21 protein-coding genes are annotated in these 23,699 nt (G+C 60.0%); 4 read left to right on the forward strand and 17 right to left on the reverse strand.

Features of this window, described 5'->3' with window-relative positions; translation table 11 throughout:
• Positions 1 to 49 precede the first annotated feature (49 nt).
• The 8 genes from AC2A04_RS16855 to AC2A04_RS16890 all read right to left on the reverse strand — a co-directional run bounded on the left by AC2A04_RS16855 (position 50) and on the right by AC2A04_RS16890 (position 9,610).
• Positions 50 to 1,291 carry a tyrosine-type recombinase/integrase gene (locus tag AC2A04_RS16855; RefSeq protein WP_484213524.1) on the reverse strand — a complete coding sequence of 414 codons (1,242 nt, stop codon included), beginning with the start codon at positions 1,289 to 1,291 and terminating at the stop codon, positions 50 to 52.
• Positions 1,288 to 2,520 carry a tyrosine-type recombinase/integrase gene (locus AC2A04_RS16860; RefSeq protein WP_484213525.1) on the reverse strand — a complete coding sequence of 411 codons (1,233 nt, stop codon included), beginning with the start codon at positions 2,518 to 2,520 and terminating at the stop codon, positions 1,288 to 1,290. Before AC2A04_RS16860 ends, AC2A04_RS16855 begins: the two co-directional genes overlap by 4 nt.
• Before the next feature lie 223 nt (positions 2,521 to 2,743).
• Positions 2,744 to 3,520, reverse strand: coding sequence for an RraA family protein (locus AC2A04_RS16865; protein WP_484213526.1), 777 nt, complete (start codon positions 3,518 to 3,520; stop codon positions 2,744 to 2,746).
• 99 nt (positions 3,521 to 3,619) lie between these two features.
• Entirely contained in the window at positions 3,620 to 4,741 is a 1,122-nt protein-coding gene (locus tag AC2A04_RS16870; protein ID WP_484213527.1) for a hypothetical protein, read from the reverse strand.
• Between the two features lie 152 nt (positions 4,742 to 4,893).
• Positions 4,894 to 7,170 carry a TonB-dependent receptor gene (locus AC2A04_RS16875; protein ID WP_484213528.1) on the reverse strand — a complete coding sequence of 759 codons (2,277 nt, stop codon included), beginning with the start codon at positions 7,168 to 7,170 and terminating at the stop codon, positions 4,894 to 4,896.
• A gap of 245 nt (positions 7,171 to 7,415) precedes the next feature.
• Entirely contained in the window at positions 7,416 to 8,177 is a 762-nt protein-coding gene (locus AC2A04_RS16880; protein ID WP_484213529.1) for a FadR/GntR family transcriptional regulator, read from the reverse strand.
• Positions 8,152 to 9,102 carry a ribokinase gene (locus AC2A04_RS16885; RefSeq protein ID WP_484213530.1) on the reverse strand — a complete coding sequence of 317 codons (951 nt, stop codon included), beginning with the start codon at positions 9,100 to 9,102 and terminating at the stop codon, positions 8,152 to 8,154. The genes AC2A04_RS16880 and AC2A04_RS16885 overlap by 26 nt, the downstream gene beginning before the upstream one ends.
• Positions 9,092 to 9,610 carry an RpiB/LacA/LacB family sugar-phosphate isomerase gene (locus AC2A04_RS16890; protein ID WP_484213531.1) on the reverse strand — a complete coding sequence of 173 codons (519 nt, stop codon included), beginning with the start codon at positions 9,608 to 9,610 and terminating at the stop codon, positions 9,092 to 9,094. Before AC2A04_RS16890 ends, AC2A04_RS16885 begins: the two co-directional genes overlap by 11 nt.
• A 182-nt stretch (positions 9,611 to 9,792) precedes the next feature.
• On the opposite strand from AC2A04_RS16890, the gene AC2A04_RS16895 reads away from it, so the two are divergent.
• On the forward strand, positions 9,793 to 11,127 hold the full coding sequence (locus AC2A04_RS16895) for an MFS transporter (protein ID WP_484213532.1): 1,335 nt from the start codon (positions 9,793 to 9,795) through the stop codon (positions 11,125 to 11,127).
• Positions 11,124 to 12,422, forward strand: coding sequence for an MFS transporter (locus tag AC2A04_RS16900; protein WP_484213533.1), 1,299 nt, complete (start codon positions 11,124 to 11,126; stop codon positions 12,420 to 12,422). The genes AC2A04_RS16895 and AC2A04_RS16900 overlap by 4 nt, the downstream gene beginning before the upstream one ends.
• 451 nt (positions 12,423 to 12,873) lie before the next feature.
• Here AC2A04_RS16900 and AC2A04_RS16905 read toward each other — a convergent pair whose 3' ends face one another.
• The 6 genes from AC2A04_RS16905 to AC2A04_RS16930 form a co-directional block, all read right to left on the reverse strand.
• A complete protein-coding gene (locus tag AC2A04_RS16905) occupies positions 12,874 to 13,461 on the reverse strand; it encodes a hypothetical protein (protein ID WP_484213534.1) in 588 nt (195 codons plus the stop codon).
• On the reverse strand, positions 13,458 to 14,504 hold the full coding sequence (locus AC2A04_RS16910; protein ID WP_484213535.1) for a nucleotidyl transferase AbiEii/AbiGii toxin family protein: 1,047 nt from the start codon (positions 14,502 to 14,504) through the stop codon (positions 13,458 to 13,460). The genes AC2A04_RS16905 and AC2A04_RS16910 overlap by 4 nt, the downstream gene beginning before the upstream one ends.
• Entirely contained in the window at positions 14,501 to 15,196 is a 696-nt protein-coding gene (locus AC2A04_RS16915; protein ID WP_484213536.1) for a DUF6088 family protein, read from the reverse strand. Before AC2A04_RS16915 ends, AC2A04_RS16910 begins: the two co-directional genes overlap by 4 nt.
• 69 nt (positions 15,197 to 15,265) lie before the next feature.
• Positions 15,266 to 16,324 (reverse strand): CBASS cGAMP-activated phospholipase, encoded by a 1,059-nt coding sequence (locus AC2A04_RS16920; RefSeq protein WP_484213537.1) that lies wholly within the window; start codon positions 16,322 to 16,324, stop codon positions 15,266 to 15,268.
• Positions 16,287 to 16,787: a type II CBASS E2 protein gene (locus tag AC2A04_RS16925; protein ID WP_484213538.1), complete on the reverse strand. Its 501-nt coding sequence runs from the start codon at positions 16,785 to 16,787 to the stop codon at positions 16,287 to 16,289. The genes AC2A04_RS16920 and AC2A04_RS16925 overlap by 38 nt, the downstream gene beginning before the upstream one ends.
• On the reverse strand, positions 16,772 to 18,025 hold the full coding sequence (locus AC2A04_RS16930; protein WP_484213539.1) for a nucleotidyltransferase domain-containing protein: 1,254 nt from the start codon (positions 18,023 to 18,025) through the stop codon (positions 16,772 to 16,774). Before AC2A04_RS16930 ends, AC2A04_RS16925 begins: the two co-directional genes overlap by 16 nt.
• Before the next feature lie 183 nt (positions 18,026 to 18,208).
• Between AC2A04_RS16930 and AC2A04_RS16935 the strand changes: the two genes are divergently transcribed.
• Together AC2A04_RS16935 and AC2A04_RS16940 are read left to right on the forward strand one after the other, a co-directional pair.
• The gene (locus AC2A04_RS16935; protein WP_484213540.1) at positions 18,209 to 18,544 is read left to right on the forward strand and encodes a helix-turn-helix domain-containing protein; all 336 of its coding nucleotides are present in this window, start codon (positions 18,209 to 18,211) and stop codon (positions 18,542 to 18,544) included.
• Positions 18,534 to 19,424, forward strand: coding sequence for an ImmA/IrrE family metallo-endopeptidase (locus tag AC2A04_RS16940; RefSeq protein WP_484213541.1), 891 nt, complete (start codon positions 18,534 to 18,536; stop codon positions 19,422 to 19,424). The genes AC2A04_RS16935 and AC2A04_RS16940 overlap by 11 nt, the downstream gene beginning before the upstream one ends.
• Before the next feature lie 204 nt (positions 19,425 to 19,628).
• On the opposite strand, the gene AC2A04_RS16945 is transcribed toward AC2A04_RS16940, so the two are convergent.
• The 3 genes from AC2A04_RS16945 to AC2A04_RS16955 all read right to left on the reverse strand — a co-directional run bounded on the left by AC2A04_RS16945 (position 19,629) and on the right by AC2A04_RS16955 (position 23,628).
• A complete protein-coding gene (locus AC2A04_RS16945) occupies positions 19,629 to 20,327 on the reverse strand; it encodes a hypothetical protein (protein WP_484213542.1) in 699 nt (232 codons plus the stop codon).
• Between the two features lie 351 nt (positions 20,328 to 20,678).
• Positions 20,679 to 23,015: a putative bifunctional diguanylate cyclase/phosphodiesterase gene (locus AC2A04_RS16950; protein WP_484213543.1), complete on the reverse strand. Its 2,337-nt coding sequence runs from the start codon at positions 23,013 to 23,015 to the stop codon at positions 20,679 to 20,681.
• A gap of 4 nt (positions 23,016 to 23,019) precedes the next feature.
• Positions 23,020 to 23,628: a methylamine utilization protein gene (locus tag AC2A04_RS16955; protein ID WP_484213544.1), complete on the reverse strand. Its 609-nt coding sequence runs from the start codon at positions 23,626 to 23,628 to the stop codon at positions 23,020 to 23,022.
• Positions 23,629 to 23,699: the final 71 nt, after the last annotated feature.

The following is a 23,699-nucleotide window of genomic DNA, read 5'->3' on the forward strand; positions in this document are numbered from 1 at the left end:
GGTTTGCGAACTTCGCGAACCAGCGGTTCTGTAGATGCGGGTTCGCGGCTTACCGGTCATGGATCAGCGCCCTGATATCACACATAGTATTATAGTTCAATGAATGATCCTCGCCCATAGCATCGGCTATGAGTTCGCCGATCCGCTCCGCTGCGTCGAGAACAGGGCCGTCATCAAGATGCGCATAGCGAGAGGTGGTCTGCAACCGTGCGTGGCCGAGGAGTTTGCCGATCATCGGCAGTGTCTCGGAGCGAGCAGCGGCGTGGTTGGCAAAACTGTGTCTGAGGTCGTGAATCCGAACTCCAGGCAGATTGGCCTCGGCCTTCACGCCTTTCCAGAACACGTCGATGCTGCCGACAGGACGCCGGGTCAGCTTGTTCCAGAACACTGGATCGGATCCGCCGCGTCGTTCGAGCGAGGCAAGCAGCGTCCGCGCCTCGTAGCCGAGCCAGACTGTGCGAGGACCAGTCTTGCTGTCGTGCAAGAGCAGCCGCCCGCCCTTCACCTCGCTCCAGGTGAGGTCCGCAATTTCGGAGCTCCGACAACCCGTCAGCAGCAGCAAATAGATGATCGAGGCGTGCAGCGGATGACTATGGATTTTGCGGCTCAGCACCTCGCCCAGTCGCGCAATCTCTTGATTGGAGAGGAAACGCTCGCACTTCCGGCGCTTGTTGGGCCGAATGTAGGCGCAAGGGTTGCTGCCTTCGGGACGCAGGCCCCACCGCTCAGCATGGTTGAACATCGAGCGCAGGATCTCGAAGCAGCGATTGCCTGCGCCGGGACCGGCATTGACCGAGACCTTGTTGAACCAGGTCAGCACGTGTGACTGTTCGATCTCGTCGATGAACATGCCGAAGAAAGCGTGGTCAAGATGCCGGCGGCGATAGTAGTTATGTGTCTTCAACGTGCTCGGCTTCCATTTCGCGGCGGCCTGCTTCCAGTACAGCGTCAGGAAGTCGTCGTAAGTCGGGACCTTTCGGGCTTCCTTGCGCTTTGTCGCCGGGTCTTCGCCAACCTGGGCACGCAGCAGAATCCGCCGCGCGACGGTCAGAGCCTGGGTCTTGCTCAGGACATTGGCGTTACCAAGTGTGATGGTTCGGGTTACGCCGTTCATTAGCGACTGAACGACGTAAGTGCTTCGTCCTGACGCGTAATAGCGAACACCGAAGCCGGGCTGTTTCTCCGACCAGACCACCCGGCGCGGCCTTCCGCCGGGCCTCGCGCCCGGATCGAAGCGGCGCAGGGTCGCGAGCTCATCCGCGATGATGCGAGCAAGGCTAACGCGGGTCATGCCGCAATCCCCAGGCACTTGGCGAGCGAACCCGAAACGCGCTTGGCGGCATCGGCAATCGCCTCGTCGGCCAGGTGCGCATAGCGCTCGGTGGTTTCGGCGAGTGCGTGGCCGAGCAATTTGCCGATCACAACCAGCGAAATCCCATCTGCGATGGCGATTGACGCGAAGCTGTGCCGCAGGTCGTGCAACCGGACATCAGGCAAGGCAGCATGCTGCCTGATCGCAAGCCAGGGAATGCTGAGTGCAATTGGCTTGTCACCACGCGCCGATGGGAAGACGAGGCCGGTCTCGGCCTTGGCCGGCATGGCAGCAAGGACGGCCTGTGCCTGCCGGTTGAGGTAGATGATTTTCGCTCCGGTTTTGCTGTCCGGCAACATCAAGCGCGGCGGCTGCACCCATTCCCAGCGCAGTCCCACCACTTCGCCGTGCCGCGCGCCAGTATAGATCAGCAACCGGATAGCCTGGACCGCGACCGGTTCGCTCTCCTCGAATGCACTCAGACTTGCCGCAAGGCGATTGAACTCGCGGGCGCTGAGGAATCGATCGACCAGCTTACGTTTGAAGCGCGGGGTTCCCTTGCACGGGTTCGAGCCGCGCGGTCGTAATCCCAATTGTTCTGCGTAGCCCATCATCACCGACAGGATCGGGATCGTGCGGTTGAATGCCCCTGAGCGATTGGCCCAGCTATCGCGCCAACGCAGGATGTCGGCTTTGCGGATCGCATCAACCCGCTGGTGACCGAATATCTCGATCAGATCCTTGAAGATGCGGGCGCGATTGCCCTTGCGGGTCGAGGGCTTCCAATGCCGGGCATAGTCGGCCCAGAAGCGCGGAGCATAGTCGCGAAACAAGGTCGCATTGCCGCGCGCACGCCTAGACTTTGGAGCTGCTGGCAGCCCGTCAAGCGCAGCCTTGGCCAACTGCGCGCGTGCCAAGACGCGCGCCTCCTCCGCGCCTAATTCGGGTGGGCGGCCGAGTGTGACCCGCTTTTGTTTGCCACGCTGGCGGAACTGAACGAACCAGCTCTTCGAGCCCGCAGCGAAGGCCCTGAGGCCAACTCCGGGCAGTTCGGTATTCCACCAGAAGAACTCCTTGGCTTTGACCTTGCGCCGGGCGATGTTGCCGTCGAGCCTGACTTTCTCGCTCGTAATTCCGTTTTGACGACGCCGATTCGATCCTTCAAGTTCGACCGCTCTTGGCGTTACCACATGGCCATTCGTTGACATCGATCTTGCTCCTTCATAGAAGGAACAAATTCAGCTTATACCAATGGTTTAAATTCCATTGCTGCCGCGTGGCGGCGTAGGGTGCGCTCCAGCCATCATGCGCCCGGCCAGGTGCCAAGGCAGATTGCAAATATCGGACCCTGGCAGGTGCGTGACCCGAGTGAATTCTCCCGTTGGGCCAAGTCCTCCGAGTGTTTACCCGCTGACGGGCTCTACAACTGGTTTATTTCAACCTGTCGAGCATTCGCCCAAGGGCGGTTGTCCTGAGGGGATAGGGGTGCGGTTCTACATCGAATTGCGATTGAATGCTGTCGTCCGGTTCCAGACCAAGCCGTTCGTAAAGCATTCGGCGACCGGCGCGGTCATTCTCCGACTCCTGGATAGCGTACTTGAGCACGTCGTCGATCACGTCCGGCGGTACGACGATTACCCCGTCGCCATCGGCCACGATCAAATCGCCGGGGCGAATGAGCTGACCGCCGATTTCGACCGGCATCGAATGCCCGCCCCATTCAACGCGCCCCTGGTACATGGGCTGCACGATCCAACGGCTCCACACGGGCAGCGCCTTCTGGATCAGCGCCTCGTCGGTATCGCGGGTACCGCCATTGGTAAGCGCGCCCTTCATGCCGCAAGCGGCAAAAACCATGGAATCCAACGAACCCACCGCAGGCGTTCTCGCGCCGCAAGTATCGACGACAAGAAAATCGCCTTCCTGGAAATTGTCGCGGAAATCACCGGTATCGTAGAGCTGGCCGTACCAGTATTCATAAGCCCATTTCGTATAGGCTTCCGGGCTCATCGTAGGTATTGCCCGCTGTGTCGGGATTTGCCGACAGGTCTGGGCAAATCCTGCCGCCTGCGTGCGCCACAAAGGCCGGATTTCCGGTGAAACAGTGCCGAAGTGATGCAGCCCGACCCAGTCCATCCCATCGCGGATATCAGTCACACGCAGCTTTGCAACGGTGTCCAGAACCTGCTTGCGATACTCCGGCGTCATCATTGATCTCCCTGTATTGCGAAACGAAAAGCGACCTGAATGCGTGACGCCCCGCCATACGGCGAAATCGCCATTTGGCGGGGCTGTCAGCTGTCAGGTCTATTTCGAGTTCGAGAATTTGCCGATGTAAAGGCCTCCCTTGCCGGCGAATGGCCCCGATGGCGGAGGCGTCATGGAAAAGGCGATGTGAGTGCCGTCGCGCGCAGGCGAAGACTGGTGGGCTTCTCCGCCCAGATCGCTGACGTTTGTCAAACGGCGCCGCTTCCCGGTTTTCCAGTCAAGAATGTAGAGATCGAACGTCTTGCCGCCATAACGCTCGCCCATCGCTTCGGCGTCGGCAACTCCCGCGGCCTTTAGCGACCATGCGAGCAAGGACGGGCGGTGTCCTGACAATCCGCGATAGGGTCCGCTGGGATCGGAAGCGCGGTTCGATTCCTCCAGCCCATAGCGGACGTCTGGAAAGCTGTGCGTCTCGTTGTGCTGCTCGTCAGTCTGCAGCGATGTCGTCTTGCCCGTCGCCGTATCGAGCTTATACATGCCGTTGTAGGCACGTCCTTTCTCGATGGTGAAGAACAGCACGGATTTTCCATCGTCGATGAAGTCGTAAGTCTCGATCATCGTTACGAGCGACTTGGGATCGACGCCAGGATCGGAATGGAGCAGCGTGCGGTTGGTCAGATAGGCCCGTTTGCCGTCGTTGACGATGTTGCCCATGACCATCCGGTATTTCGGCTGGCTTTCGCCCCAGGCAATGCGGGTTTCGCCCGGAGCGGAATGATCGTAGTCGATTGCAATCTCACCGAGCGGCGCTGCGCCCAGCGGTTGCGGGGGCAGCGAAAGATCCGCTGGCATCCAGTACATGTATGTGGTCGACGCCGGATGCCGCTTCGGATCGGAGTCCACGCCGATAGAGGCTTCGGCCGTATCGAGCGATGCCGGACCGGCAATCAGGAAGCTGCCATCCGCAAGATAATAGATGCGCGCGACCATGCCGTTTGCACCCCAGCGGCACGTCAGGCAACGCACCTTGCGGGTTGCCACGTCGATTTCATAGGCTGCGCTCAGCTTTGCGTCGCTGACGGTAAACGCGATCCGCCTGCTGTCGGGCGACCACACCGGGCGATCACCCCAATCGAGGATACGCTCCACGTCGAATTTATCGTTCAGGTAGTCGCGAGTGGGAGGCGAGGCTGCGTGCAATGCGTTTGTCGGAATTGCCATGCTCGCTACAAGTATTGCGAGCGCGCTAGCTATAGGCTTTTTCATGTCGATACTCCGATCGGCGATGTCTGTTTCAAGCCACCTTTGGCGGCCTTCGAGAGGAGGGTTCGAAGGCCGCCTCCCAGGGGAGGGAATTCGTTCGCTGGAAAGTGTCAGAACTTGAATCCGGCGCGTACGCCATATGTGCGCGGATCGTTAATGCTGATCTGCTGGAAGTTTCCGCTTTGAACATCATTGAAAATGATATTGTTTTCGAGGTTCTTGCCGAAACCCTGGATGTACCAGCGACGGTTTGGACCGTTCAGTGTCAGTGTCAGATCGGTCTGGCTAAAACTCGGCTGGCGATAGAAGTTCACGCCGCCCTCGAACAGAATGAAGTAGCTGTCGCTGATCCGCGAACGAGCGCCTGCGACCAGTTCATAGTCACCGCCCAGAAGGAACGTATGCTGGTAGGATGCACTCGCAGTCCAGCGCGGGGCGCGGTTGAGCGGAGATCCTGCCAGGTTGATCGTCGGACGGATCTGGAATTCGTCATAGCGGCCGTCAAGGTAAGCGGCAGTCAGGTCCACCCGGTCAAGCGGGCTGGGCATCAACACCGCTTCCAGTTCGACGCCATCGATCTTGGCCTTGGCGGCGTTGCGGGTGAAGCTGCACGTGCTCGCAGGCAGGTTCGGCGTGCTTGGGCACGGCGAAAGAGCCTGCGTCAATTGCAGTTGGCTGTAGTCGTAATGGAAGACCGAAGCATTGATCTGCACAGTGTTGCCAGCAAAGCGCGACTTCACACCCGCTTCGTAAGACGTCAGCGACTCTGGATTGAAGTAGAGCGTTGACGGCGCAACGCTGCATCCGGGTGCAGTGCCTTGTGCACAGCCGTTGTTGAACCCGCCCGCCTTGTATCCTGTCGCAACGGTTGCATAGAGCAGCGTTCCCGGTGCTGCATCATAGTCCACGCCGACCTTCCACGTGATCTTCGACGAAGCGAAGTTCGAATGTTCGGTTTCGTTGGTGCCGGCTGGAACGGTGCAGTTGAAGAAATTGTTGCTGCAGACGATGTTGCCGAAGCCGCGGCGAGTCTTCTTGTCGTGCGTGTAGCGGATTCCACCGGTAATGCGCAGCGCTTCGGTAAGGTCATAAGTGCCTTGGCCGAAGAATGCATAGGACTCGGCGGCACTCGGACGAATATCGAAAATGAGCGTAGTGCCTGCCTCGCCATTGGGCGTGGTGTTGATGCCGAGATTGGCGCGCTGCACCACGTCGGATGATTCCTGAAAGTAGAACGCGCCGACTTGAAGTTGCACGCGATCGACGTTGGTCAGGGCCAGTCGAAGTTCATGTGACTGCTGCCAATCCTGTTCCTGCGTCTGCTGGCGCGCGGCATTTACGCCGTTCGAAAGAAAGTTCGAGAACTGCTCGTCCCGATCCAGTTCTCGGTACGATCCGAGGTAGTAGACGGTGACTGGGCCGAGTTCCTGCTCGATGTCCGCGCTTACGCCCCAACTGGAATTGTTGCGATACATCGGCCAAGGCAGGGTCGCGTTGATCGTCCGGAGTTGCCCGTTGGTCTTGCGCGAGGCATTGTAGACCGGCGTCGCGCCAACGCCCGAAGGGCGATCGAAGAAATTGCCCAGCGGCACGGAATAGAAATTCGCCCCGCCAATGTCGGCATAGTCCCCGCGCAACACCAACCGGCCGCTCGACCACCTGAACAGCGCGGAAAGCCGGCCGGCGGCAATTTCGCGCGCCTTCTTGTAACTCGTATCGACACCCGGCCCCGAGCGCAGGAACGATCCGTTGCGCTCGTAATTCACCGCAGCGCGAAGTGCGACGCTTTCATTGACTGGCAGATTGACAGCGCCGGTTACCTGGTACGTGTCAAAATTGGCAGCGCTCGCATCGACCGAACCCCCGAAGTCGAATGTTGGCAGATTGGACACGACGCTGATGACACCCGCAGTGGTGTTGCGCCCGTAAAGTGTGCCCTGTGGACCGCGCAGCACTTCAACGCGAGATATGTCGAAGAAACTGGCGTCGCGCATCGGCGCGCGGGCGATATAGATTCCGTCGAGCAGGAACGCGGTCGAACTGTCGCCTTTTTCCGAAGTATCGGTCGTCGCAACGCCGCGAACAGTGAAGTTCAGGCCACCGCGCGAACGGTTGACTTCAAGGCTCGGCACGCGCTCTGCGAGGTTCATAGGCTGGGTTACGCCACTTGAGCGCAGTCCCTCGCCGGAAATTGCCGTAAGCGCGATCGGGGTCTTGGACGCCAGGCTTTCAGACCTGTTTGCGGTGACGATGATGTCGCCGGCCCCGACGCCACTTGTCTCTTGCTGCGCTGCCGAGTCCTGCGCGGCTGCGGAATTGGCCGCAAGTGTCACGAGCGCAGATGTCGCCAGAGCAACGGACCTCATCGAACGAATCATCGGGTTCATTTTTCCTCTCCTGTTCCCTCGGCGCTGAAGGCCTTGAGGGCAATTTGACCAAAGGGTGGCGGTATGGCCGCCGGGCGCCTGCCAGAAAGCAGGCGTCGCCGCCTTGACCTCAGGATTGGTAATACCACGGACAGATATTTGCAAGCGTCCTGGAGCGATAATTTGATCAGCTTGCGCAGGACAGGATGGTATCCATATATCTCAATGGGATAGTGGAGAGCCGATAGGCACTCATGCGGCCGTCGCTAGGACGCTGGCCTTGATTGAGTGCCCGCTCCATCGGCTGAAAGCTTGTCGCCTATGGCAAAATGAAGGGTCAGCAAACGCGCGCATTCGTCTGCGTCGCGCTTTACTATGGCGCGGTACAACTCCTCGTGGTGATCAACGACATAGGAATGAAGTTGGTCGCCCATCGCGATGCGCCGTCGGCGTTGAACGTGGTTGTCGCGCAAGATCCGTGACACGATTGCATGGATATTGATCAGCGCGGTGGAATGCGATGCGTCGACAATTCGCGAATGAAAGTCGAAATCCGCCATGCCACCTGCATCGGCATCGTCTATGGTGGCGCGGATCTGCTCCATGGCATCACCAATGCGCGCGATATCCTGAGTCCGCGCACGAGCACAGGCAAGGCGGATCGCCTGCAACTCGATGGCCTGACGCAATTCCATGATGTCGTCGAGCGCTTCACCGCTCTGGATGAACATGAATGTAAACAGGTGGCCGAGTGCGGAGAAATCGGGAGCGCGCACGAATGTCCCGCGCCCTTGCTGGATTTCCAGCACGCCGATCATCGAAAGCGACCGTAGAGCCTCACGCACGACCGGGCGGCTGATGTTCAGTTTGATTGCAAGATCGCGCTCAGGCAGCAGTCGATCGCCGACCTTGAGCTTGCCCAGTTGCATCTGCTCGCTCAGAAAATCGACGACGTGGTCATAGCCTTTGGGAGTAACGGGCTGGGAAAGTTCGATTTCTGCATCAAACCTTGGAATATTCGCGACCATTTAACCTCCGACGTGCTCCCAGGATAGCTGCAACAGTCGAGTCTTGAGGCACCGAACTGGCGGCACCGCGCGACTGTACCGCCAGGGACGCTGCGATATTGGCTCTTAGCGTGGCCGTTTCAAGCGAAATGCCTTGGGCGAGGCCTGCCGCCAGATATCCGCAGAAACAGTCTCCGGCCCCCGTTGTATCGAGCACGTCGACGCATTCGCCTTCGATGCGATGAATGCCGTCCGCTCTGGCGATGGCTACGCCCGCCGCACCCAAGGTGGCGATCAGAACCTGATCGCGCGCGAGACCGATGCCGCTACGAATCGTCATGAGGTCGGTATCGTTGCCTGGATCGGCCTGCGGAAGCCCGGCGAGCAACCTGCATTCGCTCTCGTTCGCGATAAGAATATCGACCAAGGGCAGCAGCGCGTGAACGGCTTCATCTGCGGGCGCTGCATTGAGCAGGGTCGTTGCGCCTACGGATCGTGCGGTCATGAAGAAGCGCTGCGTGGCGGCCAGGGGCGTTTCCCGCTGAGCAAGGCAAATATCGCCTTCTGCAATCCGCGCGTCGCCAACCAGTGCCTCGTCGACCTGGCAATTGGCACCGGGCACGACAATTATCTGGTTATCGCTCGGGCACGTGGCAACGATGGCAAAACCGGTGCGGCCTGGCACATGCCTTACTGCAGTAATGTCGATGCCGTAGCCACGAAGCCGCGCAAGCATGGCGCCACCATCTTCATCTTCGCCAACGCAGCCAAGAAAACGGGTGGGTGCGCCTGCCCGTGCCGCGCCGACGGCCTGGTTTGCGCCTTTTCCGCCCAGTTGATATTCGATCCCCTCGCCCGAAACGGTTTCACCGGCCATCGGAAGACGCGCCGCGCTGACGATCAGATCGACGTTGATACTGCCCAGAATGACAACCTCAGCTGTCATGGGTCAAATCTCCGCCACCGTTCTCCAGCAATGACAGCTTGGCTACTCGCCGCCGGAAGTTCTCGTTCTCGCTGAACGTTGCGCCAAGAAAATGGCGGATGATGTCGAGCGCGATTTGTGGCCCGGTGATCCACGCGCCGATGCACAGCACGTTTACATCGTCATGCACGACTGCCTGTCGCGCGACATATGTATCATGGGCGACGGCAGCTCGGATGCCTTTGAACTTGTTTGCGGCGATGCAGGCCCCGGCCCCGGTGCCGCAGAGCAGGATCACGCGTTCGGTTTCGCCACGCTGGATCATGCTTACTGCCTTGGCAGTGATATCAGGAAAATCGACGGGCTCGTCGGATGGAGCGCCAACATCGAGAATTTGGCCGCAGTAGCGCCCGATTTCCGCCATCACCAGGCTGCGTAGACCAAATCCTGCATGATCGTTTGCAAATCCGATGGTTTCACGATGGGGAATCCCGCTACTGTCAACGTCCAGATACTCATTGGCTGCCATTCCGCTTTCCGCCTTTCACATCATTGGTCAAAACGTCTGGTGTTTTGCTCAAACCACGGTATGACCAATATTCGAATTAATCAAGGCGCAGCAAAAGCGCAACGGGATGCGTGAATATGAGCAGATCGATTGAGTCGGTTGGCGAGAAGAGAATCGGGAAAGCGAAGCTTGCAGCCTTCAGCATGACGGCCTTGGCAATTCAGGCGCTGGCCACGCTGCTGATTGTTTTTCTCCCTGAATTCTATTCCAACGCCATGGGCCTTCCGGTTGCGGCGGTGGGCGTGGCGTTCATGACGGTTCGCATTGTGGACATGGCAATCGATCCCGTATTGGGAGCGATGATGGATGCTACGCGGACGCGCTGGGGTCGGTTCAGGCCTTGGCTGGCCGCAAGCGCGCCAATTCTGATGGTCTCAATCTTCATGCTTCTGCAGGCTGAACGCGGCGTAAGTATCGTATACCTGTGGTTCTGGCTCGCGGTATGCTTCATCGGTTTTTCGATGATCGTGCTGTCGCATCTTGCATGGACGGCCACACTTTCGTCGATACCTTCCGAGCGCACGCGGGTATTTGCGTGGTGGCAGGTATTCGCCACGGCGGGACAGTTCTCGATCCTGACCATCCTTCCGTTGGCATCGGGTATGCGCCCGGATGACAAGGCCTTCGGCATGCAGGTGGCAGGATGGGTCATGGCTATCCTGATACCCTGCGCCATTGCACTTTCACTCAAGACCATGCCCGAAAAGCTTGTGGTTGATGAGGGCGAGAAGCGCGGCCAGTTTACCGAACTGGGAGCGTTCTTCCGTCTTTGCGGAAAATACGGAGTGATCCGGCTGCTTCTGGCAGACCTTGCGATTGCGCTGTCAACCGGTGTCGCAAATGCAGTGGCACTGTTCTACTACATGGGCCAACTCCGCTTTGATCGCGCGTCAGCGTCCGCACTTGTGCTGGTGGCCTATTCGGCGGCATTTATCGGGACGCCGCTCTTCACCAAATTGGCGGGACGGATCGGCAAGGCGCGCGCACTGCAGGCAGGAGCGTTGCTCCAGGCCATCATGCAGATCCTGGTCGCACTGCAACCGCCTGGCAATTATCTGCTGACCGCCGCAACCGTCGCGATTCTCGGCTTGTGCATTCCGATCGCCTGGTTCCTGCCGCGTGCCATGATGGCAGACGTTGCCGACGCCATCCGCCTCGAAAGCGGTCGCGATCGTACCGGTCTGTTATACGCCTCACTGAACGGTTCGATGAAGCTTGCGCTCGGACTTGCTGTGGGGCTGGCATTCACGCTGCTCGGTTGGCTGAATTTCCAACCTTCGCAAGCATCGGACCCGTCAAACGCGATGCCGCTGCGCCTTCTCATCGGCGCCGTACCGGCCTGCCTTTCGCTGCTGGTCGTGGCGTGCATGCACCGATTTCCAGAAGCCGCGAATGCACAAGCTGCAAAAATTGCGCGCGATCTTGAACAGCAAGGGCAGTCCGGGGCCAACAAGGCGACGGCGGGGCAGCCCGCATGACAGTGTCGCTCGCCGGAGCGACCCGCCCCGCCTTCGGCCAGATGTTGCGATTCTCAGCTCCGGCATTCGCAATTCACGCCTTCGGCTTGCCACTGATGGTCTATCTACCGGCCTATCTCGCCGAAACGACGACCATCAACATCGCGCTCATCGGGGTTGCATTCATGAGCGTGCGCGTCATCGACATGGCGCTCGATCCGTTGATCGGCGCCATGATCGATCGCACCAGAACGCGATGGGGCGCTTTCCGCCCTTGGCTTGCCGCGTCGGTACCGATGTTGTTGTTGCTGGTCCAGGGGCTGTTCTTTGCAGGGCACGGCCTTACGCGCACGATGCTGTGGCTCTGGCTCTCCATCGGGTTCATCGGCTATTCGGTCATCGTGCTGTCCCATCTCGCATGGGCCTCGACAGTCGGGGGCGATGCTCAAGAGCGCACCCGTGTCTTTGCGTGGTGGCAGATTTTTGCCTCGCTTGGTCAATTGACCGTTCTGGCTATCCCGCCAATCCTGCTATGGCTGACAGACGGCAAGCTCGTCGATGCCGTCCGCGTCATCGGCATTGCGCTTCTACTGATCGTGCCGATCTGCGTGCTCCTTGCGCTAAGCGCAATGCCCGAGCGCACTCCCGCAGAAACACGCGCCAATTCGCTGCGGGATTACTGGGGTCTTCTGATTCAGCGGCGCGTATGGAAAATCTTGCTTTCAGATCTCGCACTCGGATTGACGGTAGGGATCTCAAATACGGTCGCGTTATTCTACTTCACGCGAACGCTGGGCCTGTCTGCCTCGATTGCGACCACGCTGATCATGGCGCAAAACGTCATGGCACTTGTCGGCACGCCACTGTTGGCACGTTTGGCGATCAAGGCCGGTAATGCGCGTTCGCTGTCAATCGCTGCAGTCATCTATGCATCGGTGCATTTGACGTACCTGCTTGTGCCAGCCGGTGTGCCTTTGCTCGCGGCAATTCCAGCTCTCTTGTGTGGCCTGTTCTTGCCGATCACCACATTTATGCCCCGCGTGATGATGGCGGTAATTGCCGAAAGCGAACGTGAAGCGACCGGCCTGAACCGATCGGGCCTGCTCTATTCGATGCTCAACGGCACCATGAAGCTTGCGATCGGGCTGTCGGTCGGTCTTGCGTTCAGCACCCTCGCGCTTATGGGATTCGAACCGGCCAGCCCGGTCACGCCCGAAGGCGCTTTGGCACTGCGCTATCTCATTGCCTTGTCACCTGCAGGTCTATTGATCTTCACCGCAATCATCATGCGTAATTACGATCCCGAAATGCATTAGGAATCGTACATCTCGGTGCGAAGCGTTCACGCGAGCAATGACCTGTTCTGGCGCGAACGAACGTTCATGCGCTCACTACCGGACGACGGAACCTGGTGGGGAGCGACCGCCGCGGGAGCCGACCAGCGGACCAGCAAATGCCGCCTCAAATCCGATCATTCCCGGCTTGAGGCCCGCCAAGCAAACTTCTCGTTCATCCAGGACGGCGCTCGGCCATTTGAGAGGGGGGAACTGGGACAAACCGACATTCACGGGTTGGTCTGCGAATGGCGGGCTTAGCCAAAAGCGGGCGTCAGTTCGTGGGACTCAGAATGGCCACGATTGAAGACGCTCCGGAAAGTCCGGTTGTAGAAGGAGAATCGGGTTAAGCTGACGTTCGTTCAGAGGGTGTGTCCTGTCGCAGTCGCTGATTGACTTGGCTAGGCGGGCCGAACTTCAGTGAGACCGACTCTCAGACCAAGTGGGACGAGCACTCCTGCATCCAACTCGCGATCTCTTGCCCCACCTCGAGATCGAACAGAAAATGACGATTGCTGTCAGGGCTACCGGGAGCATGGAGTGTCTGGCAGATTGCAAAACGGCCGTCGCCTAAGATCCCGCTGGGTCCAAGGTTCGCCGAGAACTCACGCTCGAGGAGCTTCTGTCCGTCGGGACGGAAGGCGCAAAGGCGGCCATTCAATCCATCACCGAACATCCAATCGCTGAGCACGAACGTGCCGTTGTCGGCAACATGACCATCCTGCGGTCGCTCAAGACGACCCGTAGCCATTGTCGCGCCAACATCGCTCAAAAGAGTCCATATCCCGTGTCCCTCATGCCGATGACCGCCAGTTGTGCCGTCGGGGTTTCTGTCCAGCCAAATGAGGTGAAAATTCCCATTTGACGATGCGGCGTAGGGGCCAAAGAAGTCGAGTGCAGGGATCCTGACCAAGCCATGGGACCAGGGTTCTATTTCCAGCGAACTGGCGAACCCTGGTTGCGCCGACCTTTTATCGCTCGGACTATCGCCGCTGAACAAGCGCTGGAGGAACCCCTTCATGCGGCCGCGTTCAAGGAATTCTGCAATTCTGCGATCGCCTCAACGACCGCGTCATAGGGCGGCGGCTCGCCGAAGATCATCGTGCTCATGGCGCGATAGTCCTGGCGCAAGGCATCCGTCATCCCTCCCTCCGGGCACAAGGCAAATGTCGGGGCCTGCGCGGTGGCTAGATCGAAGTCCGGGCGATTGAAGAATATCCGGGCATGGGCAACGCAGTCCTCGCCAAGCGCGCGGTTTGCCAAGGCCGCCTGGCCGATCTCCGATTGGACCAGGCGGAACAGGTCGTAATAGTGGCGAGAGATGCGCTGGCCGTCGCCGCGCAGCTGCCCTCGGATCTCGAACCATCGCCTCAGGCCATGAAGGATGACGACCTTGTCCCAAAAGGTCCGTTCGGCATCGACAACAGTAATACGCGGAACGGCGAGGTCGAGGTCAACGGCGTCAGCGTCGACATAGGGCACAATGGTTCGGATCGAATTGGGATCGAGCGCCGACTTTGCGCCCGACTCGATCTTCACCGACTTGGCGATGTAAGCGTCCTCGGGAGTGATGCTGGGATAAACCAGGAGCAAGGTCTGGGCATCCCGGGCGTCGGCCTCCACCCGAATTGACTGCGCTTCGAGGCCTGCGCGCGCGCAGGTATCGGCGCAGATTTGCGCGAGGCGCGCCTTCATTGGTCCGTTGATATGGGTCTCGCAGGCGTCCTTGATTGCATCGAGCGCGGCCTCCCGCTTCTTGCGGCTCAGTGCAACCAATTCCGCGATGGTCGCGGGAACGCCGAGATCATCGCGGAAGACCGTAACGTCGATGTCTTCGGAGAACCGCTCGATCAGCCCGAACCCCTTCGACAGCGAAGTTCCGCCCTTAAACAGCAACCGGGGTCCGTCCTCGATTCCGTTGAACAACGCATCGAGGGTCCAGCAGACCCAGAAATCCTTCTCGACATTCTGCGGGGTCGTGCCGAGCCGCTGCGCAGTCGCCGTATAGAGCCCCGTGCGGGTGGCCGTGTCTGCGCGCAGCACTTCGTCGAAGGCGGAGTTCATTCGGTGGACGCTTCCGAGACGAGCGGACGGAGCAGCTCCTGCATCCATGCCGGGAGTGTCGGCAGCCCATCGGCAAGATCAGCGCGTAGCGCCGAGCCGTGGGTGGGATTGCCGAGAAGGGTGACAAGACGCTGGCGCCATTGTCCCGTGTCGTCCGTCGACATTGTATCGCGCAGCCAATGCAGCGCCTGGACGATCCTCATGGCCGGGCGTCCCGCCCAATAGAGTTTGCTCGCTGCGGTCGTTTTGAATTCGATGGTGAGATTACCGAGCTTGATCGACTTGGCGCGCGCTTCGCTGTGCACGACGATCTTCGCCGGTACGGCATTGGTGAAGCCAAGATCGTTGGCGGCCGTCATTCCGTCGACCAAGACACGGATCTGATCGCGCCGCGCGACGGCGTCGATGACCGCGCGGGGGTCGGGGGCATTGTCCTGCCGGGTCAAGGTGTTGATCTGCGGTTTGTCATAGAGGCCACGATCGATCCGGCGCAGCTCGCCCCATTTGACCAAACGCTGGAGGGTCTTGTCGACTGCATCACGGCCTGCAAGGTCGAGGAAGTCGGCCGGTGTCCAGACAGTGTTCGCCGCCGCTCGGCTTACGCGGTCGAGAATTTGCGCTTTCAGTCTTTGCGGGATTTTGTCCATGTCCGAAATATGTAGCATAACTTCGGACACGATCCAAATCGCCATTGTCCGAAAAATGTAGACGGATTTCGGACGCGGATAGTGACGCAACCCATCTCCCCCGGCCCAAGCCGATCAAACCGCTTGTGGATGAAAGGGCACGTAAGGCTGGGCCTTCTCATTGAAGAACCGGGACGCCACCGCTGGCCCATTCGTAAAAGCCAGTTCCTTTGCCACATTTGGCAGCTCTGCCTTCGCCCGCTGCACGTCGTCTAAACCGATCGGACCGCCGGGCAGCAGTGGCGCATTCAAGCGAATGAGCCGATCACGGCCAATGAGTAGCCCAGCTTGCCCAAGCGCATTCTGGCTGGACAGATGCATTGCTGACGAAACGATATCGCGCCAGTGCCACAAGCCTCCGCGCAGGACCTGTGCATCCGAAATCGTCATTTCGGTGTCACAGCAACCCAGCGACAAGATATCGATCTGATCGCGGTCGAGTTCGTTGCAACTGAGCGCATCGACCAGTGCGACCATCACCGGATTGTTAGCCCACACGCCTCCGTCTGCGAACCGTCGCTGCCCATCCCTGTAGATCGAGAAATAGGTGGGAGCAGCAGATGTTGCGAGCGCGACTGTGACCATTTCTTCGCGCCAATCGAGCTTCAAATCGGGATGATGCGGTGTCTTGAATATGTTGACCTCGGTGAAGCCGTCGAACGAAGGAATGCAAAGTCGGCGCTGGGCATCCCCAAACACGCGCGCGCCAAAAATCCGGCGCAGTTCACGTTCAAGTGGGTCTCGGTCATACTGGTAATATGCCAGCGATCGAACCTTGGCCCAAAGACGCTTGAGCCCTTCCAGGGGCGGCTTGGCTGATGGGAAAATCTCTTCGCCGTGTTCAAGATATACCTGAAGGATTTCGGAAGCAGGCAGTCCGATCGAAAGCCCGAGGGCGATTATTCCCCCCGTGGATGTACCCGCGATCAGGTCGAAATAGTCACCGGCGGAGTCTCCGCCCAGATACTGCCGTTCGAACTCCGCCAGGATCGACGCAGGCAAGATACCCCGAATGCCGCCGCCGTCGATGGACAGGATCCGGAATCGTTTGCCAACCGGCCACGGCAATTGTCGCCGCCGCTCACCAAGCGTTCCATCAGACCGCCGCAATGGCCTTTGGTCGCTGGGTTCCATCCAACTCCTCCTGTGTCGGGTGCCGACCACCGCCCGACCATTTTCCGGTGAGCAACCAGCCTTCATAGAAGTAGAGATACCGTGCGGCCCAAGGCAACGTCGTTTCGGCCAACAGGTCCGATGGCGTCCACTCGACGTTGAACGGATCGAACAGGCACAAGTAAGGCAAGGATTGCTCCGCACGGTTTACATAAACGTGCGGGATCGGGCCTTCTTCATATTCAGGATGGCGTTCAAGACGTGGCGACAGCACCTGAACACGTGGTTGCACGTTGAGAATGGAGAAGTTTTCGATCGCAAGCGGGACTTCATAGCCGATCCGCACACGATAGCGTTTGCAGACCGGCTCGAGCGTTCCTTCCCAAACCGCTCGGCGCTGGCTCCTTTGCACAACCGCAAAGTCAGGCCAGCGTTGCTCCATCGCAGCGATCTGGGTCTCGATCGGGATCAGTCCAGGAACCATTCGCCGCCCATGTTCGTGCTTGCCCGAGCCGGAGTGCAATTAGTTGCGATAGCAGCGGCCGTCACGCCCGCATGGACCTTGCCGCTGGGACCGAACCGCATCGCGCCCTTCTCCATGGCGAGACGGCTACGTTCCATGTGTTCCTTGATCGCGTACTTCGCCGCCGTCTCTCCGAACAGATCGTCGAGAATCGTGTTTGTTTCAGTCAGCGAGATGTTTTCCGTCCGCAGGCGAACCAATTGCCGGACCAGATATTCCAGATCACGCACATACTCGTTCTGGTCCGACAACGCGCCGGGCCAACGATCGGTAAAGACATCCGGGATGTAAGCGGGGTTGCGGACGTCGATACAGAGATTGTGTGCACTCTGCTCCTGCAAGCGCCGTGCAATGTGCCGCGAAATCGAGACGACCTCCTCCAGCAAGCCTGCGCCGACAGGGGCCACTTCCAGCGCCAGTGCTGCCAGTACCACTGAGGGCGGCTTGCGCTTCGAACGGTTGCGAAACCGCACATCGCGATTGCGCTTGATCAGCTGAAGCGCGACGACGCGAGCAGCCTTTTCCGACAGCGGCACGCGGTCCGGCAACGGATCGACGTCGGCCTTCGCGACCGTCCGCCCGTCCGTCAGTGATCGGGATTCAAAGATTGCAGCGAAGACCGGATCGTATGCCGTCTGCGCGTTGAAGTGGTCGGCAAAGCCCCAAGGATTGACGGGCTTGTGGTAGCTTTCGAGCGGCTGCTGCTTGAAATGGAAAAGATGCCCCGCTTTCTCGGGCGCCGCCGTCAGCCGCGAAATCGGCATCAAATCAACGCGGACACCATCGTCGTATTCGACGGTTACGCACCGCGAATTTCGCGTTACCCGCCCGTGATAACGGGAGCCCGGCTCGGCGTTGATGGCTTCGAAAAACAGGTCAAGAATCCACTTGGGATCGCTGTTGGTCGGAACATCAAGTTCCATGACCACATCGACGTCATGCTGATCCTTCGAAACGCTTGAGGCTATCGCCGTTCCTGTCGCGAAGCTGCCCCCTGGGTAGCAGGCGATCACCTTATCCTGCAGCGGGCTGCCAGGACGATCGACATAGCTGCAAAGCGCCTCGAAATGCTGCTGCGCCTCGTCGTGCTTGGTGGGTGAAAGTTGGACCCGGCGTGCCACGTCCATGAGCATCGCGTCGGCGAAGCTCGGGTTCGGCAGCCGCTCGGGGCGCGGACGGATCGGATCGAAAATGGTCATTATGCCCCCTATTTGGCGCAAGTGGCAAAGTCCAAGATCGGCAGACTTCACCTTACAGGATCGTAAGATACACCGAACGACCAGAGCAGTCAACCAATCTGCCACAAATGTTCGATTGACCGAACGCCGCGGCTTTCCTACAGGCGCGCAGGTGTGTTACTCTTAGGGGGCTGGGAGAGTGCCATGTCGCTCGCGATGAAATTGCAAAAGCTGCGGACAGAGCGGAGACAATCCCTTCAGGTGGTTGCCGATGCAGTGGGAGCTTCGAAGGCTCACATATGGGAATTGGAAAAGGGAACGACAAAGAACCCCTCGATCGAACTTCTGAAAGGCCTGGCCGAACATTTTGGGGTTACGATTGCTTCGCTGGTTGGCGAAGACCCATCTGACGCGGAAGACGAGCAAATGGTCGTCATGTACCGCGATCTCCAAAAACTCGACCCCAAGGACAGGCAGTTCATCGAAGCGATGATCGAGACCATGAAGAAGCGTGGGGGCAAGGCAACAGATGCAGATTGATCGGGTCGAGCTTGCTGACTGCACCTCCCCCGAACGTATCATCGCAGAGATCCTGCGACAGGTCCCTGATCTTCCGACTCCGGTTCCGATCGAGGAACTTGCGACGGCCGTTGGCATCACTGCCATCCACCGAATGACAACCGACAACTTCGAAGGCGGGTTGATTACGCAGCCAGAGCGTCGGGACGGTGTCATCCTGGTAAACGGCAAAGCCAATCGACTGAGGCAGCGTTATACGATCGGTCACGAGCTCGGACACTATCTCATCTCGGCGCACCAGCCTGGTAACTCGGGGCAATTTACCTGCTCAAAATCGGACATGAACATTCGCAAGGCCGACCGCGACAACCGCAGCCAGCGAATGGAAGCGGAAGCGAACCGGTTCAGCGCCGGGATCCTGATGCCGGTGACAAGGTTCAAGGCGGACATGCGCTCACAAGGTGGTCCTGATCTTCGTCATGTTGTCGATTTGGCGGCAAAATACGACGTCAGCAAGGAAGCAACGGCAATCCATTATTCGACCTACCATCACGATTTGTGCGCCATCTTGCTCTCGCAGAATGGGACATTGCGCCGCATCTATAAGCCAACCCGTTTTCCGTTCGTCGAAGCCCGGATCGGCACGCCGCTCCCCCACAATTCACTGTCTGCCCGCCATCAGACCAATGGGGTCGAATCGGATGACGTTGACAGGGGTGTCTGGCTGGCCAACTTCAACCACCCATCATCGATCAGGGAACAGGCTTTGAATCTGGCGAATGGGTGGAAAATGACGCTGCTGGTCGTCGATGACAGCGACGATGAAGGCGAAGACGAAGTGCGCGACACCTTTGATGTCTGGGAAAATCCGCGCTTCCCCGGGAAGAGCCGACGCCGGTAACCGGATTGGCCGAGCTGCAGGATTAAACGAGCATTTGGTGCGCTCCCCTTCGGGCGACCTACCTATTGTGCAACGCGAACGAAGCTATAGGTTTTGACACACAAGGGCAGGGATCGGGGACTTCTCGCGAGAGATTCTGGGCTGAATCTACAACCGCTTTCGGGGTGCGTATTTAGTGTTCGGCACGTCCGAAAACGAGGCGGGTCAGGACGTCGCTCCGAAGCGGTGATAGTCCTCTTCATTTCCTCGGCCCGCCGGTTGTCCGGTGATCTTGCCCCAGGCGTGTCCGATCGCTTCGACGAGATGCTGCGGTAGGCTTCGATCGCCTTCGGGCCGCGAATGCAAAGATATAAAGCTGTTTCCCCACCGCCGATAGGGCTCCGGCGCCGCGAGAGGGGTTTCGACCAGGAAGAGTTGGTCGATGGAGCGGCACCGATTGTCACGCATCGCATCGCCCACCAAGGCCACGATCGAATGCCGATCCAGCCGAAATGGCGGGGTGATCAGTGCCAGCAGCCCCATCGCCTCTGGCCGACCCAGCGCAGCCTTCGTCGCTTTAAGCTGCGCGTTCGCGGCTTTCGCCTCAGCCAAGACCCTTTTACCAGCGATCCGTAGCGTGTTCATGGCGATCGCGGGCGGCAGATCGTGCAACTTCACCGTCACTGTGCCGAATATCACCGGTGCGCCCATATGCGTATGGCGCAAAAACATCTCGCCAACCGCCTCTGACGTCTCGTCCGATGCCGCCCGGTCTGTGGTGAGCGACTTGACCTCGACGATCACATCGTCCGCCGGGAACAGGATATCAGCGATCTTGCCCGTATAGCCGGGCCTCGTGTGACTCTCGATCGGCTCACCGCCCGCGGCGGTGAGCACTGAAACCATCAGGTCATGCTGGTTCATCCGGCGTTCGCCCTCTTTCCGCGCGACTTTCCTCCGAAAGGCGCGATCGAACAACCCCGCAAGACAACGATGAATGGATGACCGGTTTCGGTAAGGCAAGTCCACGCCGCGAAGGACTGCTTTCAAGGCGACATTTGCCACCCCTCGGGAGCGACCGACATAGCAGCACGAGACCAGAGCCGGTCGTTCATCTCGTTCAACGCGGACGCCTGCTCCCGGCAGCAGCTGACATTTGGACTTCCTACCGTGGTACTATGGCGATGTACACCGAGGGTTCCGGTTGGTCGCGTCGATCAAAGTTCCGTATCCAAGCCCTTGGCAGGCCGGGAAGTAGGAAGTTGGCCAACCCCGTTAGGAACAGGCCCAGCGCAGCGCACCGACGCCATTCATCTGTTCCACCAGTCCGGCAACGGCGTGCGCAGGCACTGGACGACTGATGAGGTAGCCTTGGATGAGGTCGCAGCCCTCGCGGCGCAGGGCATCCATGGTTGCTTCCAGTTCGACGCCCTCTGCCAGCGTTTCGATGCCCAGAGCGGAGGCGAGCGTCGTGATCGCGCGGATGATCGCGTGGGCACTGGCGTCACTCCCCAGATCGCGCACGAAGCTTTGGTCGATCTTGAGCTTGTCAAAGGGGAAACTGCGCAGATAACTCAGCGAGGAATAGCCTGTACCGAAATCGTCGAGCGCGATCCGCACCCCGAGACTGCGAAGACCATGGAGCATGCCGAGCGTGCGTTCGACATTGCCGATGAAAATGCTTTCGGTGATCTCAAGTTCGAGCCGATCTGCAGGCAGGCCCGAGGCGGCAAGCGCCTGAACGATCGTCTGCGAGAGCACGGGGCTCGCAAACTGGCGCGGGGAGATATTGACGGCGACCGAGAGCTCGCCCGGCCATGCTGCAGCCTGCGCGCAAGCGTGGCGGATCACCCATTCGCCAATCGGGATGATGAGGCCGGTTTCTTCTGCGAGTGGGACGAAATCGGCTGGACTGATGCGGCCGCGTTCGGGGTGATTCCAACGAATCAATGCCTCGAAGCCTTTGAGGCGCTGTTGCGTCATGCTGTATAGCGGCTGGAAGTGCAGCTCGAAGCCCCCCTCGCGCACCGCGCGGACCAAATCGAGTTCGAGCTGACGCCGCCGCCGCGCTTCCTCGTCGAGCGAGGCTTCGAAGAAATGGTACGTGCCCTTGCCCTCGCTCTTGGCGCGGTAGAGCGCCAGATCGGCATTTTTTAGCAGTTCGTCGCCGCTTTTGCCGTCTTGCGGCCCCACCGCCACGCCGAAGCTGGCGGACAGCTGCATCGACCGTCCGCCGACGGTGATATTCTCGTTGAGCACGCTGTGGATGGTGCGCGCCAGCGAAGCTGGATCCGTGCCGTCACTCAGCCCGGTGACAAGAAGGCCGAACTCGTCACCGCCGAAGCGGGCGACCATGTGATCAGGGAACTGGTCCTGCAGCCGCCGCCCGGCCTCGCGCAGCAGCGCATCGCCGACAGGGTGGCCCATCGTGTCGTTGATCACCTTGAAGTTGTCGAGATCGACGAAGACGACCATAGTGCGATGCGCGGCGTTCTGGCGCGCAACCGCGCGATCAAGCTTTTCGATGAAGAAGCGCCGGTTGGGCAGACCTGTGAGGCCATCATGGAGCGCACTGTGGACGATCTGGCGCTCGCGTTCCTCGATCGCATCGACCATCGCATTGAAGCTTTGCGCCAGCGCCGCAACTTCGGCATCGCCGGCAACTTCGACCTTGGCGACAGTGCCCCCGGCATAGCGCCTTGCGGCTTCGGCCAGCTGACTGAGGGGACGCGTGACACTTCGCGCAATGCGCAGGCCAAGCCAGAGGCCGGCTAGCGTGCCTGCCAGCGCAATGCCGACAAGCACGGCGTTGAGCGCGCGGTAGGCCTGCATTGCCTGATCGAGCGAGTGACTGAGGATCAGCCGGGGCTCAAGCCCGCGCTGGAGACTGGGCAACGCGGATAGCCGCACAAGCTGCCTGCCCTGCGGTGAGGGTAGTTCGCCTATGGTGCCAAGTCCGAGCGCGGCCTGCTGCGGACCGAGTGCACTGGCGGGGCTCACCTGCGCCTGGATCGGCACGGCCGAAAGGCGGCTTAGCGCGCTGAGGTCGTGCGTGCCGAGCGGCTGGGCCAGCACCAGCCAGCCTGCGAGATCGGGCATTTCGATGGGTGCTGCGACCGCAAGCGCGAACTGTCCGTTGAGCGCGATTACGCCGCCATCCTTGCCTGCATCAAGGGCTGGAAGCAGGGCAGCGCCATCGAGCGCCGGGGCGCCGGGGCTGGTGACGACCGCACCATCGAGCGAGACGACAGCGGCAAGCGAAGCGCCGGTGCGGCTGGCAAGGCTGCCGAGCGCAGAGCCGAGGGTCGCGCGGTCGGCGACGGCGTAGGCTTCGCGGAAACCGAAATCGCGTGCGACCACGATCGCTGATTCGCGCATCTGGCGCTCCCGCGTGGCGATCAGCTGTTCGAACACGCGGGCATTGGCGGACATGTCGCGTTCGGCGACGCGCTGCGCGAAGATGCTGATGCCGCTGCCCGCGACGAGTACCGAGACGGCCATGACGCCGGCGAGCAACGCCATGAGCAGCACGGCGATGCGGGCGCGCAAGGTGCGGGGGCGGAAACGCGCGATGCGGCTCAGAAGCGTGTGGAAAGCGAACGTGCGGGCCATCGGATCAGCGCAGTTCAAGGGTGAGGCGCGTCGGTCCGCCGGGCTTGATCGTCACGCTATGCACCGCCTCGTTTCCGCTGCCGCGCAGACGCGGGTGCCACAGCGTGACGCGGTAAGTGCCGGGGCCAAGGCCTTCGATCTGTGCGCGGCCGTTTAGATCGCTCGCGGCCGCATAGGGCGTCGAGACCACCCGGATGTAGCCGCGCATCTTGTCGTGGATGTTGCAACCTAGCGCCACGGTGCCGGTCAGCGGGAAGCGCTGCGAGCGCGTCTGCTCGCGGCCGTAGAGATCGATCTGGAAGCGCGCGGGCTTCGAGAAGCTGTAGATGCTGTGGCGCACGGTATCGAGATTGGGAAACGCGACGGCGCCGCCCTTCGGCACGACCAGCGTCCCGGGCACGAATGTCTGGTTGCGCTGGGCCATGGCGCTCCGCCATGAAAAGGCGAGCGGGCGATTGCTCCCCGGCGGCGGGGGTACTTCAATGACGACGCCTTCAATGGGCATGCCACGCTGATCGAAGAACTGGACGGTGCTTGTTTGCGGCTCGGTCGCCGATACGGCAGACAGGCAAGCAAGCCCCAGTGGCAGCCGTCGCAGGAAACGTTTCTCCATGGCGGCGTTGTGGCAGGACTCTCCTAAGATTCGGTCAACTACGCCAAAGGTTTGCTTTACCAATCGGAAAG

The organism is Novosphingobium sp. HNCC26DJ243 (assembly GCF_057180545.1).

Coding starts and splice junctions, on each gene's coding strand:
- AC2A04_RS16855 (WP_484213524.1), bottom strand. CDS start 1,291: ATGACCCGCGTTAGCCTTGCTCGCATCATCGCGGATGAGCTCGCGACC.
- AC2A04_RS16860 (WP_484213525.1), bottom strand. CDS start 2,520: ATGTCAACGAATGGCCATGTGGTAACGCCAAGAGCGGTCGAACTTGAA.
- AC2A04_RS16865 (WP_484213526.1), bottom strand. CDS start 3,520: ATGACGCCGGAGTATCGCAAGCAGGTTCTGGACACCGTTGCAAAGCTG.
- AC2A04_RS16870 (WP_484213527.1), bottom strand. CDS start 4,741: ATGGCAATTCCGACAAACGCATTGCACGCAGCCTCGCCTCCCACTCGC.
- AC2A04_RS16875 (WP_484213528.1), bottom strand. CDS start 7,170: ATGAACCCGATGATTCGTTCGATGAGGTCCGTTGCTCTGGCGACATCT.
- AC2A04_RS16880 (WP_484213529.1), bottom strand. CDS start 8,177: ATGGTCGCGAATATTCCAAGGTTTGATGCAGAAATCGAACTTTCCCAG.
- AC2A04_RS16885 (WP_484213530.1), bottom strand. CDS start 9,102: ATGACAGCTGAGGTTGTCATTCTGGGCAGTATCAACGTCGATCTGATC.
- AC2A04_RS16890 (WP_484213531.1), bottom strand. CDS start 9,610: ATGGCAGCCAATGAGTATCTGGACGTTGACAGTAGCGGGATTCCCCAT.
- AC2A04_RS16895 (WP_484213532.1), top strand. CDS start 9,793: ATGACGGCCTTGGCAATTCAGGCGCTGGCCACGCTGCTGATTGTTTTT.
- AC2A04_RS16900 (WP_484213533.1), top strand. CDS start 11,124: ATGACAGTGTCGCTCGCCGGAGCGACCCGCCCCGCCTTCGGCCAGATG.
- AC2A04_RS16905 (WP_484213534.1), bottom strand. CDS start 13,461: ATGAAGGGGTTCCTCCAGCGCTTGTTCAGCGGCGATAGTCCGAGCGAT.
- AC2A04_RS16910 (WP_484213535.1), bottom strand. CDS start 14,504: ATGAACTCCGCCTTCGACGAAGTGCTGCGCGCAGACACGGCCACCCGC.
- AC2A04_RS16915 (WP_484213536.1), bottom strand. CDS start 15,196: ATGGCGATTTGGATCGTGTCCGAAGTTATGCTACATATTTCGGACATG.
- AC2A04_RS16920 (WP_484213537.1), bottom strand. CDS start 16,324: ATGGAACCCAGCGACCAAAGGCCATTGCGGCGGTCTGATGGAACGCTT.
- AC2A04_RS16925 (WP_484213538.1), bottom strand. CDS start 16,787: ATGGTTCCTGGACTGATCCCGATCGAGACCCAGATCGCTGCGATGGAG.
- AC2A04_RS16930 (WP_484213539.1), bottom strand. CDS start 18,025: ATGACCATTTTCGATCCGATCCGTCCGCGCCCCGAGCGGCTGCCGAAC.
- AC2A04_RS16935 (WP_484213540.1), top strand. CDS start 18,209: ATGTCGCTCGCGATGAAATTGCAAAAGCTGCGGACAGAGCGGAGACAA.
- AC2A04_RS16940 (WP_484213541.1), top strand. CDS start 18,534: ATGCAGATTGATCGGGTCGAGCTTGCTGACTGCACCTCCCCCGAACGT.
- AC2A04_RS16945 (WP_484213542.1), bottom strand. CDS start 20,327: ATGAACCAGCATGACCTGATGGTTTCAGTGCTCACCGCCGCGGGCGGT.
- AC2A04_RS16950 (WP_484213543.1), bottom strand. CDS start 23,015: ATGGCCCGCACGTTCGCTTTCCACACGCTTCTGAGCCGCATCGCGCGT.
- AC2A04_RS16955 (WP_484213544.1), bottom strand. CDS start 23,628: ATGGAGAAACGTTTCCTGCGACGGCTGCCACTGGGGCTTGCTTGCCTG.